Source organism: Photorhabdus sp. P32 (genome assembly GCF_038085095.1).
Classification (GTDB): domain Bacteria; phylum Pseudomonadota; class Gammaproteobacteria; order Enterobacterales; family Enterobacteriaceae; genus Photorhabdus; species Photorhabdus luminescens.
Genome location: NZ_JAZGJN010000182.1, coordinates 1 through 12,792, shown reverse-complemented (window position 1 = coordinate 12,792; position 12,792 = coordinate 1). Strand labels below are relative to the sequence as shown.

The 12,792-nt window shown below is 36.9% G+C and carries 11 protein-coding genes; 1 reads left to right on the top strand and 10 read right to left on the bottom strand.

Going from position 1 to position 12,792, the window contains the following annotated elements; all coding sequences use genetic code 11:
• The 3 genes from V2H77_RS02235 to V2H77_RS02225 form a co-directional block, all read right to left on the bottom strand.
• Window positions 1-1,199: phage tail protein (locus V2H77_RS02235; protein ID WP_341497494.1), on the bottom strand; the 1,199-nt coding region annotated here is incomplete at its 3' end.
• A 532-nt stretch (window positions 1,200-1,731) separates the two neighbouring features.
• Window positions 1,732-2,154 carry a tail fiber assembly protein gene (locus V2H77_RS02230; protein WP_341497493.1) on the bottom strand — a complete coding sequence of 141 codons (423 nt, stop codon included), beginning with the start codon at window positions 2,152-2,154 and terminating at the stop codon, window positions 1,732-1,734.
• 12 nt (window positions 2,155-2,166) lie between these two features.
• Window positions 2,167-3,372, bottom strand: coding sequence for a phage tail protein (locus V2H77_RS02225; protein ID WP_341497492.1), 1,206 nt, complete (start codon window positions 3,370-3,372; stop codon window positions 2,167-2,169).
• Window positions 3,373-3,620: 248 nt separating this feature from the next.
• Between V2H77_RS02225 and V2H77_RS02220 the strand changes: the two genes are divergently transcribed.
• Window positions 3,621-4,505 (top strand): IS982 family transposase, encoded by an 885-nt coding sequence (locus tag V2H77_RS02220; RefSeq protein WP_341497491.1) that lies wholly within the window; start codon window positions 3,621-3,623, stop codon window positions 4,503-4,505.
• Between the two features lie 388 nt (window positions 4,506-4,893).
• Here the strand turns inward: V2H77_RS02220 and V2H77_RS02215 are convergent, their stop codons facing one another.
• The 7 genes from V2H77_RS02215 to V2H77_RS02185 all read right to left on the bottom strand — a co-directional run bounded on the left by V2H77_RS02215 (window position 4,894) and on the right by V2H77_RS02185 (window position 12,638).
• Window positions 4,894-5,490 carry a tail fiber assembly protein gene (locus tag V2H77_RS02215; protein WP_341497490.1) on the bottom strand — a complete coding sequence of 199 codons (597 nt, stop codon included), beginning with the start codon at window positions 5,488-5,490 and terminating at the stop codon, window positions 4,894-4,896.
• Window positions 5,490-5,990, bottom strand: a complete 501-nt coding sequence (locus V2H77_RS02210; protein WP_265512889.1) for a phage tail protein — start codon at window positions 5,988-5,990, stop codon at window positions 5,490-5,492. Before V2H77_RS02210 ends, V2H77_RS02215 begins: the two co-directional genes overlap by 1 nt.
• 1,114 nt (window positions 5,991-7,104) lie before the next feature.
• Complete coding sequence (locus V2H77_RS02205) at window positions 7,105-7,767, bottom strand: DUF4431 domain-containing protein (RefSeq protein ID WP_341497489.1); 663 nt, start codon at window positions 7,765-7,767, stop codon at window positions 7,105-7,107.
• 523 nt (window positions 7,768-8,290) lie between these two features.
• Complete coding sequence (locus V2H77_RS02200; protein WP_341497488.1) at window positions 8,291-8,713, bottom strand: tail fiber assembly protein; 423 nt, start codon at window positions 8,711-8,713, stop codon at window positions 8,291-8,293.
• Window positions 8,714-8,715: 2 nt separating this feature from the next.
• On the bottom strand, window positions 8,716-9,609 hold the full coding sequence (locus V2H77_RS02195) for a gp53-like domain-containing protein (RefSeq protein ID WP_341497487.1): 894 nt from the start codon (window positions 9,607-9,609) through the stop codon (window positions 8,716-8,718).
• 571 nt (window positions 9,610-10,180) lie between these two features.
• Window positions 10,181-10,945 carry a phage tail protein gene (locus V2H77_RS02190; RefSeq protein WP_341497486.1) on the bottom strand — a complete coding sequence of 255 codons (765 nt, stop codon included), beginning with the start codon at window positions 10,943-10,945 and terminating at the stop codon, window positions 10,181-10,183.
• Window positions 10,946-11,222: 277 nt separating this feature from the next.
• Entirely contained in the window at window positions 11,223-12,638 is a 1,416-nt protein-coding gene (locus V2H77_RS02185) for a tail fiber assembly protein (protein WP_341497485.1), read from the bottom strand.
• Window positions 12,639-12,792 lie beyond the last annotated feature (154 nt).

The window sequence follows — 12,792 nt, the reverse complement described above, 5'->3', positions numbered from 1 at the left end:
CCCCACCCCCCCCCCCCCCCCCCCCCCCCCCCCCCCCCCCCCCCCCCCCCGCCCCCCCCCCCCCCGCCCTTTTCACAGATGTGTATAAGATACAGGAGATATTCTCTATCAGAGTTTGTGAATTCTCGTGTAATTTGATTAGTGTGATAAATTTTTATCCAGCCTGCTTGAATTGCTAATCCGTCTTTATCCAACACGGCTGTTTCATGCTCTAAAGAGTATTTTTGCTCAGTCATTATGCTGCATACTGCTCTTACTATGTAATTAAGTGTATCAAATTTACCACGCAAATCAGGTACTTTACCGTCTGGATAAGCCGCTGCTAATTGTGGATATCGAGATTTATCAAATGTCTGACCATTACAATAAAGATACCCTTTCGGAGTGTATCTTGACGAATGCAAGATGGGGGCACCGACTGGAATATTTACAGAACTAACATCGTCAGTCATTGCTAATGTTCCAGACTTCTTCTGTAAGTTTGCGTAATAAATGGTATTGCCACTTTTATCTCTGTAATAGATAGTCAGTGGATCTTGTCCGTCAGGGTTCGTTGCCATCTGGATATAATATCCATCTTTTTTCTTTAACCGGATACTTGCATATTCGTGATCTGCATCTACATCTAAACTACTGCATGTGAATTGTTCTTGAGATTTTTTTAACGCATATTTCCCGCTCACCCAGTCGCGCTGAGCTGAATTCTTAGCCAAACTCACCGTTTCCGACAAACCCAAATTTTTCACAAACTCATTTTTATCAGAAATATCCGCACCATTTTGGTTTTTGGACAATCTGCTGTTAGCATTATTATTTACATCGGAAACAAGCTTCTGAGTTGCAGCAAGTGTATTACTATTACCAACCACCTCTATAAGCTGAACAACACCTTTCTGTGTTAATGAAGCATTTGGTACTTCGGTTGCAATTTTTTGCTCTAAAGCTCCATTTAATTGTGCAGTGAGCTTAACTATATCCCCATCGTCCAAAACATCATTGCCGGAATATGTTGCAATAAAATTAGACACAACAGATGCTATTGTTGACGCTTGACGTAATACCTTATTTAGCAAGTGAGTGGGAACATTATCTGGTGAAAACCCAGTCTGCAAACTCTGACTTTCCTCATATCTTTCTTGACTGACTACATTCGCATTATCATTGATAGAAAAAGCCTTAAAATCATTCTTAGAACTCATATACTCTCCCCTCAAGTTAAATAATATTACTTTATAATCAACATGTTGAATTATTGTAAAAACAACTCCCTGTGACTCATGCTAATCAAAGTCTGGTTCATAAAAAGAATGATGCAGTTTTTTATTAATCTATAAGGTTAACTGCTTTTTTATAATAGGCAGAAATACGTAATTCAAAATTTTAAAATTTAAAATATATCCAAAAATCTATATATTTAACATCTGGAAACTATTTTTCCCTTATTCCTTCTATCTTTTCATGCGATTTTCTCCGCTTAATGTTCCACACTGAATCTTTAAACATCTGAACCCTAATACCTAATCTACAGCGTTCAGGGAATATTGCATAGCTCACCGTCTTTACAAAATACACGCCCATTATTCTCATAAACTCATTTGAGTCTTAGTTTTGAAGACGGGTTAGTAAGTAAGAGAGCTGTATGTAAATTTCCCATAAAAAAACCAACCTTTTACGGTTGGTTTTTTATGCTTGAGACTTATCTGGTATAAAACTCCTTTTACCTAACTTCATTTATTTGGGCATCTCCGGCCACTCAATATCAGGCGTTTGTAAAATATCCACACGAGTGAGTAATACCCGATATTTTTTCCATTCGAGTAAAGCTGATTTTTCTGCTTCTGTTGCCATACCTATGTCAACAGCATCTTGTAAAGGAGCTACTTGTTTACTTGCATTTACGATTAATTGTTGTTTCTTATTTTTGGCCTGTAGCTGCAATTCTTCTTGTGTTGGTGGTGGAATATCTACCCATTCTGGTAAACTATTTTTACCTGCTATGCGATATTTACCTTCAGGAGCACCACTAGCTGCATATTCCTGATAAATATCGTTGCTGACTTCTATAATATCATCCGGCAATGAATTGGAGTCAATATAATTCTGTTTCAACTCTATGGGGTAAAATGCGTTTGCTTTGGCACTGTAGTAATACATTCTTTCTTCTCCCTAATAACCAATAACAAAAAAATAAACTCCACTTATACCATTGTTATTGTAATTTGATGAAGCAGAAATATGTATCTGAGACTTATTTAATGGTTTTCCGTAAGCAGAAGTTACATCAGTATTGCTATTTAGTGCTGATGAAATAGCGGTTACATGAAGCGATAAGATCCCATTTGGAAATAAAATAGGCAAGTCTACAATCTTTCCCTGATTATCACCAATAGGTACATTCCCCCATTGATAAATCATTCCAGTATCACCACATCTCCACCATCCATTTACTGATAGTAGAGCTTTATTGCTGTCATCTTCGGTTAAAACTCTCTTTTTACCTTTAAATTTTCCATCTTCATCAAATGCATAAGTAGAAATGCTAAACGCATTACTATTACTTCCGTAGCCTAAAGAAATTCCCCTTGCATGTGCAGGACCATCAACATTAGGATGAGCTATGTGAATTGCTAAATCACCCAAATTATCAATTCCATTAGGTCTTAAAAAACCTGAATGTCCCAAATGACGTGAATTAGAGTCATCATAATAATTTGCAGATTTGACCAATATATAGCCCGATGTTTTTGTATTCGTATTTAACTGAATAAATCGACTGTCAGACTCTGATTTAGAATATGCCCCCACATCCCCTGCACTCAAACTGACATCCCCACCCAACTCCTTGCCGTTAATATTCCTATTACTTGGGACAGCATTCTTAGCCAAACTCACCGTTTCCAATAAATCCAAATTTTTCATAAACTCATTTTTATCAGGAATATCTGCACCATTTTGGTTTTTGGACAATCTGCTGTTAGCATTATCATTTACATCAGAAACAAGCTTCTGTGTTACCGCGAGGGTATTACTGTTACCGGTTTTATCTGTAAGCTGAACAATGCCTTTTTGTGTTAATGAGGCATCTGGAATTTTTGTTATGGTTTTTTGTTCTAAAGCTTTATTTAATTGGGCTGTAAGTTTAGCTACGTTTCCATCATCTAGAACATCATCACCAGATTGTGTCGCGATGAAATTAGCTACGACAGATGATATGGTTGATGATTGTCGTAATACTTTATTTAACAAGTGAGTGGGAACATCGTTTGGCGGAAACCCAGTCAGCAAATCCTTACTTTCTTCATATAATCTCTGACTCACTATATTCGCATTATCACTAATAGAAAAAGCTTTAAAATCATTCTTATGATTCATATTTCACCCTTAAATTAAATAATATTACTTTATAATCAATATATTAAATTATTGCAAAAATAATCTCCTTGCAACTCACACCAATCAAAGTCTAACTCAGAAAAATAATAATACGTCATTATTATCCCTTATAAGGCTAACTATTTTTATATAATTAACCTGAACTCTGGATAAAAAAATGGAACTAAGCGCCTGTTCCAAGATCAAAATTTTCGACCAAGAAAAAAACGATCTTATTAGGAACAGGCATGGATAAACTAGTTGAACTCTTCTGCGATGTCGATGATTTTTGCCGTGTATTCATTCCACTCTGGGAACAACAGTGTATCGAGGAAGGACATCGTCAACGCAGACGTCATGGCCGCATGAGCGCCAGCGAGATTATGACCATTGTGATTGCTTTTCATATGTCACATTATCGCGATTTCAAAAATTTCTACTTTGGATTAGTCCGACGATGCCATCAACAAGACTTTCCCACCCTGCTCAGCTATACCCGGTTCTTAGGCGTCGTTTCCTCAGTTTTAGGACCGCTTTGTAGCTATTTGACGCAGGTGAAAGGGAAACCCACGGGACTCGCTTTTGTCGATTCCACAAGTATTCGTGTTTGTCATAACATTCGTATCCCTCGCCATAAGGTGTTTGACGGCATAGCGAAACGAGGGAAAGGGTCAATGGGAGGGTTTTTCGGTTTTAAGCTGCATCTGATAGTCAATCATCAAGGAGAAATTGTGTCAGCTAAACTCACTCCGGGTAACGTCGATGATCGGGAGCCTGTCCGTGAGTTAGCAACGGGATTAACAGGAACGCTTTACGGCGACAAGGGATATATCAGTCAGGCTCTGTTTGATGATTTAAACGCAACAGGGGTGACATTGATAACGGATACGCGCAGTAACATGAAGGCCAAAGCGCTCTCAGTGTGGGATAAAGTAATGTTATCAAAGCGTTTCATCATAGAAACCATCAATGATCAGTTAAAGAATATTTCTCAGATAGAGCACTCACGACACCGTAGTCTACAGGGATTCATGTTGAATGTGTTAGGAGGGCTAATCGCTTATTGTTTCAAAGAGAACAAACCGTCACTGAATATCTCCCGCTCAGAAATGGACATATTAGTGACGGCTTAACCAGAACTCAGGTTAATTAACAGTAACAAGCAGTTCAATATTCTGAAATTGAAAATACACTCAAAAATCTATATTTAACATCTGAAAATTATTTTCCTCTTATTCCTTCTATCTTTTCATGCAACTTTCTCCGCTTAATGTTCCACACTGAATCTTTAAATATCTAAACTCTAATACTTAATCTACAGTATTTAGGAATATCACATAGCTCACCGTCTTCATAAAATATACGCCCATTATTCTCATAAATTCATTTGAGTTTCAGTTTTGAAGATCGGTTAGTAAATAAGAGAGCTATATGTAAATTCCATAGAAAAACCAACCTCTTACGGTTGGTTTTTTATGCTTGAGACTTATCTGGTGTAAAACTCCTTTTACCTAGCTTCATTCATTTAGGCATCTCTGGCCACTCAATATCAGGCGTTTGTAAAATATCTACACGAGCGAGTAATACTCTATATTTTTTCCATTCCAACAGAGCGGCTTTCTCTGAGTCAGTCGCAATTTCTAAATCAACAGAATCTTGCAATAATGAAAGAGTGTCACTCGCATGTCGCAACATTTCTACTTGCTTCTGTTTTGCGTCATTGATTTGACTGGATTTGAGAAGGTCTTTATCAACTACCCATTCTTCACCATTCCATTTGTCATAATCGGTGTCAGGCTTCTTGAAGGTCAGAGTTTCTGGTAACTCACCGATTTCAGTAATTTTCTGCGGTAAACGCGTCTGTTTGTCGTAAGCTGTTTTTCCACGGTAATCCGGCACAATCAGCCAATGGGTTAAATCAGATGAACGGCAGGCGACATATCCCTCTTTAATCTCAGGTGGTGCATCTGTGCAAGAGTTAGCAGGAAGACCGATACCAACGGGAAGATACTCATCAGTACTGTTTAAATACTCCAGCGTAATTGCATCATAATTAAACACAATGATATTTCCGCTACTGATAGCAATATTATTTTTATCCAATACAGCCTTATTCATCAGACAATCCTCACAATATAATTAAATGCTACGTTTCGTGGACGTGTTTCTATTCCTGTTGAAGCAACAATCACATTATCCATATAACCGTAGCCACCTGATCCCATTCCAATAGCAACGCCTAGCCCGCGAGTATCAATTCCATAGTTAACATTTTGGTAGACACTATTAAGAATACGGCTTGGTGTACCCAAACCTTCGGCCCCAGAATTTGAGCTGGACCACATCCGGCCAATCCTGTGACTATGTGGAGCGATATCTGCCAGTTGAGTGGAAAGTAGATATCGATTAATGTCCACCCCACGCCCATCATCCCAACCACGAATAAATTCACCCCGTAAATCGGGTAATACACCGGATGGATATGCTGCCGCTAATTTTGGATATAAAATTTTATCAAAGATCGCTCCATTACATTTTACCCACCCAATTGGTGGTACATCAGTCGGCCAAGGAAGTGGTATTCCTACCGGAATCTCTTCAAGTAAAGATATGCTCATTATGCTGCCCTTAAAATATAGTTAAATGCTATGTTTCGTGGTCTTGACACGCCTATAAAATTGAAAACTCTCTGGCCATTCTACCCCTTTTGGATAATATACAACTTTTACCGAAAAATAGAGCAACGGCCACAAAATAGGAGAACTTACAGGTATATTAATTTCTTCAAGCAATGAATCCATTATTTCCTTAATAAATTTTTATGTAACCACCTATGTGTCGCTATTGCCCATCACATCTGTAAGCTGGACAATACCTTTTTATATTAATAAAGCACTGATAATGTCTGTTGTAATTTTTTATCCTAAAGATTTAAAATCATTTTTTCTCATATACATTTCTTAAATAAAATAATTTTCCGATGTAATAAACATATTAAATTATTGAAAAAATACTCCCTCTGAAATTCACACTAACCAAAGTCTAGTTCATAAAAATAATAATGCGGTATTCTTATTTCTTATAAGGCTAATCGTTTCTATATAATTTAAAGTAATAAACAGTTCAATATTTTATAATCGAAAACATATACAAATCATCTATATTTAACATCTGAAAGCTATTTTGCTCTGATTCCTTCTATCTATTCCTGCAATTCTTTCTGTTTTAAATTCTAAACTGAATCTTTTTGCATTTTGATACGAATATCTAAGTAACAGAATTGGGAAAAACTCCGCCTTCTCATTTATCACTAAAAGTTTTCATCAGACTTGTCTCTACCACCTAAAAAAACATCGCATTATCTAATAATTTTCACAATGATATTAACTTACAGAAAAGAGCCAAGCTACTCTATCTTCACCTCAGCCCTTCCGGTTAATGAAAATTGGGCGCTTGTAAAAAAGAACTCTTCACATAAGTCAATAAGTAAATCATTATATTTTTTCTTTAATACCTGCCTGTCTCAGAATTGCATTAGCAGTATGCTTAGAAACTATCGTATATGGAACAGTGACTGCTCACCACCCTAAACACAAAGTCGTTTTTATGAATGATCAGATAATCAACCTTCTGAGGTTGAAAGAATTTCAGCAAATAATGACCGGTAATAGCTTCCCGCCTTACGAATTACCGGCAATATTTCATCAGTTACCCACTATTATTAATTCCAGATTATTTAGCAGCTTCAATTCGTTGGGTCTCAAGCATTATCGGTGTATGGTGATGTCCAGTAACCGCGTACATAATGGTTCCAGTTACGCTTACGCGACGTCCGATAAGGCTTCGATATATATCATAGAAATCATCAGACTCGACTACCAGTTGCATAAGGTTATAATCACCCCATTCCGGAGCCCCTTTAGCGCATCCAATTGGTTTATCTGGCTGTAATACCCAATAGGTCTCAGGAGTATCCCCATTTTCCACGCTTTCGTAATTTGGCGGGCCAGGATAGGTGATCTTTAATAATGTGCCATCAAGAGTAATTTTTTGCCTCTCTTTATAGCAGTTCTCTGTTGTTTTAACCGCGACAATCTTTCTATACATTTCAGATGACCGTTGATACCAATCTTGAAGACATTCAATTACTACGCATTTCTCGCGAAGTTTCCAATTCTGTTTTACCAAAGCCTTAAAGTCCGCATTGTTATCCGTAACCAATTTAGCTTGAAGGTAATCAACATATAAGTTGTCATCAGCTTGGGATAATGCCGGGGTCGAGCAGATTAACTTTTCAGCCTTACTAGTGGCTTTTGCGCAATCAAAGCTCGCTCCGAATGATAGAAATGACACACCGCACAGTATTAATGCCAAAAAACCTATTAGTGTTCTCATACACTACTCCTATTGGTGATTTTTCAGCGTTAATTTAAATACATTAAAGATAAAATCACAACCTGAATTTTTTCCTCAAGAAATTAATTGTATTTTTAACTCTTGATCTCCTTAAAGTTATCATGACCTTCTCTGCCTGATCCTACACGACTGTAAATCATCTGAGCTCATCTATTTATTCCCGTTCTGCGGAATTGGATAAGTTCGTCAAGCACAGCTGATCTGATATTGAAATTAAAAAATCCGAGCCCTGTTAAATACAGAACTCAGACTTTAATAGTAGACTGATTCAAAATATCCAATTTTTGGTATCAACTAGAAGATAAAAAGTATTTATTTTTTCACTGTTCAATATTATATTACAAACCAAAACACAAAGATTTCCGCCAAGTATATTCAATAATAAAATCCTATTACAAACAATTGGTTGGCAATAATATTATATGCTGACTTCGAATCAGATCCATTACCTAAAATTAACAAAACCATTGTATGAATGGCCTACTTATTCAGGCCATTCTCGTTATTTTGGCTGTTCCGGCCATTCAATATCAGAAGTCTGTGAAATATCAACCCTATTCAGCATAACTCGGTATTTCTTCCATGCCGATAGAGCCGTTTCCTCTTCTTTAGTCGCAATCCCTAAATCAACAGCATCTTGTAATGGTGCAATCTGCTGACTGGCCTCTACAATAAATTGTTGCTTTTTACTTTCAGCATACTGCTGCAATTCTTCTCTTGTTGGTGGAGGAATATCAGCCCATTCCGGTAAACCATCTTGACCTGCTATACGATATTTTCCTTCCGGTACATTATTAGCGGCGTATTCTTGATAAACATCAATATCAACTTCAATAATATCATCGGGCAATGAACCAGAAGCAATATAATTTTGTGCCAATTCTATAGGGTAGAATGCATTTGTCTTTGCGCTATAAAAATACATAATTAATATCCTATCGCCAAATATCTCACGACACCACTTGTTAACGCGTATGCGGAGTTTCTGCATGTTACAATAAACTGACTTGCAGAAATAGGCATAGCAGCAACCCCAGCTCCATAATGACCAAAATCAGAATATGTTGCAACAACCTGTAAACAAGCATTAGGAAATTGGATGGTGAAGTTTCTGTAATCATTTAAATTCATAGAGCCATTCGCTTGCCCCCACTGAATAATTATTCCCGTATCACCACATTTCCACCATCCATTTACTGATAGCAGCGCTTTATTACTGTCATCCTCCGTTAAAATTCTTTTTTTACCTTTAAACTTACCATCTTTGTCAAACGCGTACGTATGTATTCCAAACCCGTTTTGACCTCCAGATGTACTACCATATTCAAACGAAATTCCTCTTGAGTGTTGAATCCCCGCACTGGGGTGGGCTACATGAATTGCCAAACCGCCCAAGTCCGCCCAACCATTTGGACGCAAGAAACCCGACAATGATAAATCCCGCATAGATTGGTCGTCATATAAATCTGCCGCTTTAGATAAGATACAACCAGATGTTTTTGTATTTGTATTTAACCGAATAAATCGATTATCAGATTCTGCTTTGATTTTTTGTTCTAACACCCCATTTAATTTTGCGGTGATTTTAGATACATCACCATCATCCAAAACATCACTGCCAGATTCTGTCGCAATAAAATCAGCTACAGCAGATGATATTGTTGATGTTTGACGTAATATCTTATTTAATATGTGGTTGGGAATATACTGATTGTCTGGAAACCCAACCAACAACTCTGGGTATGCTTCATAACCTTGTTGACTCAACACATTAGCGTTCTTACTAATAGCAAAAGCTTTAAAATCATTTTTGGCACTCATATACATCTCCTTAAATTAAATAACATTATTTCATAATAAACATATTTAACTATCACTAAAGATGATTTCTCACAATTCACATCGACAACAGTCTAGTTTAGAAAAACAATAATGAAATATTTTTATAACTAAAAGGAGTAACTATTTTTATATAATAAGCAAAAATAAACAACGCAATATATTGCAACCAAAAACATCCCCAAAATCATTATATTCAATATTTGAAATTATTATTTCTATATCTTTTTTTCCTTCAATTATTTTCTCATTAAGTTACGACTTTTTCTTACCACTTTCCATATTATTCATATATACCCGTTATCTTTCAAGTTGCCTCTTTGTTGGCTGCACTCGCTCACCCCGGTCACATAGTTCGCTATGCTCCCGGGGATTCACTCCCTTGCCGTCGCGATGCATCTTGAAATCCATAGGGTATATAGCCAAAATCCATATTTAAATTCTGGCTATATTCTTAAATCTCTCACTGAGAGATTACTACCTGAATTAGCATTAGATGATCTAATAAATAGGCACTAGCCTAATACTCTCAAAATAATAATTTATTATTACCTTATACACCTAAATAAATTACCGGTATCATACTGACATTTAACGGACGGTTTTCGTTTGCCGTTGGTACGACTTTTGATGCATCAAAAGTAGCATAGGCTGAATATCCATGATTACTATTAGAGTTCGTTCCCGCAGCAATGATTGTAGCAGTACTCAAAACACCATAAAATGCACCACTGGTACGAGTAAAAAGCCCATGCCCCTGCCATCCCACATTACCGGTAATATTTCTAATCGCATCCCCTTGTATCATTCCAGGCTGTAAACCAGCGCGAACAAATATCCCTCGTCCATCAACAAACAGATTAGGCAGGTTGATTTTATTGCCATTCTGCTTAATTCCCCATGCTGCCTTATACGCATCTGATAAATTATTCAATGCCCGACCGACAGTTGAATCAATCGCATAAGCAGCACCATTCGCAATATACTCTCCTTTAGCTAAATCTGATGCTGGATGTGCAGATAAATAGATATCACCCACCCGTTTAGCACTGACGTAAAAAGCTTTGCTTAATTGTGCAGTGAGTTTGGTTATATCACCATTATCCAAAACATCCTCGCCAGATTGTTCGGCAATAAAATTAGCCACGACAGATGCTATGGTTGACGATTGACGCAATACTTTATTTAACAAATGAGTGGGAACATCATCTGGTGGAAACCCAGTCAGCAAATCCTTACTTTCTTCATATCTTCCCTGACTCACTACATTAGCATTATTACCAGCAGAGAAAGCTTTAAAATCATTTTTTGCGCTCATATATATCCCCTTTAGATTAAATGATATTATTTTATAATTAACATATTAAATCATGTCGATTAAAGTCTGGTTCAGAAAGCAATAATTAAATATTCTTGCAATTTAAAGCGTTAACTATTTTTATAGTTTCCTGAAATAGGCAATCTAATATCAAAAAATTATTCTTATCTCCCCTCTTTAATTTCCTATTACAATTTTTCCATTTCAAGTTCCAGACCAGATCCCCAACATCAACAAAACCATTATATGAATGACCTGTTTATTCAGACCATTTTTATTATTTCGGCTGCTCCGGCCACGCAACATCAGGAGCAAGTGAAATATCAACTTTGCTCAACATTACCCTATATTTCTTCCATTCCAGTAAGGCTGCTTTTTCTTCTTCGGAAGCAATATCTAAATCAACAGCGTCTTGTAGCGGCGCAACAAGATTATTAGCCTTAGTCAGTAACTGAGATTTCTCATGTTCTGCTTGCTGTATTGATTCCTCTTTAGTAGCAACATAAATACTAGCAGATTTTGTTTTCTCGCCCTCCCCAACAGCCTTGTCAGAAGGTTTATTCAATGAGTTATATTCCTGCGCCCAAGGCGTCCACGGATTATCGTGAAATTGGCTACGCGTATATACTCGACTGCTATTATAAACAAAATAACGCTGAATAACCCCTGCCGCTTTCAACACAATAAGCGAACCAGCGAACGGCTCAGGGTAATTCGCGCCATTTTTGGCATGAGCATTATACTCTTGATAATAAATTCCTGGAGTTTTATAAATATTTAAATCCGCGTTATCACCTAAATTAATCGACTGCCCGGCGAAAATATCTTGAGAAGTAATATTGATATCCGCAGCTAACGCTTTTCCATTAACTTTGCGGAGCCCTGTGATATATCGAGCATCAGATTCTGCTTTTGCATATGCTCCAACCTCTCCAGCAGTAGGTCTATTCAATGTATTATATTCTCTAGTCCAGGGCGTCCACGGGCTTTCATGAAACTGACTACGTGTATATACCCGGCTGCTGTTATAGACAAAATAACGTTGAATAACCCCGGCCGCTTTCAGTACAACAAGCGAACCAGCGAACGGCTCAGGATAATTATTACCATTTTTGGCATGAGCATTATACTCTTGGTGATAAATCCCTGGTATTTTGTAATTATCCAAATTCGCATTGTCACCTAAACTATGCGCCTGTCCAGCAAGGATATCCTGAGAAGTAATATTAATATCCTCAGTTAACACTTTCCCATTAATTTTTCGGGTATTCGGTATCCTGGTATTAATACTTTCACGCAATGAATTTATTATTTCCTGAACCAGCTTTTGCGTAACCGCTAATGTATCACTATTACCCACTACATCGGTAAGCTGAACAATACCTTTTCGTGTTAATGAAGCATTTGGAACTTCGGTTGCAACCTTTTGTTCTAATGCCTTATTTAGTTGGTCGGTAAGTTTAGCTATATTACCATCATCCAAAATATCATTGCCAGATTGGGTCGCGATAAAATTAGCTACCACAGATGATATTGTTGACGATTGACGTAATACCTTATTTAACAGATTAACAGGAATATTATCGGATGGAAATCCAGTCTGCAAACTCTGGTTTTCTTCATACTTTGCTTGATTCACTACATTCGCATTATCACTAATAGAAAAAGCCTTAAAATCATTTTTAGCACTCATATATAATCCCCAAATTGAATAACATTATTTACAGAAAACACCTTTAATTACTGCAAAAATAGCCTCTCACAATTCACACCAGCAATAGTCTAGTTGATAAAAATAATAACAAAACATTCTTATAAATCAGAATATTAACTATTTTTGTATAATT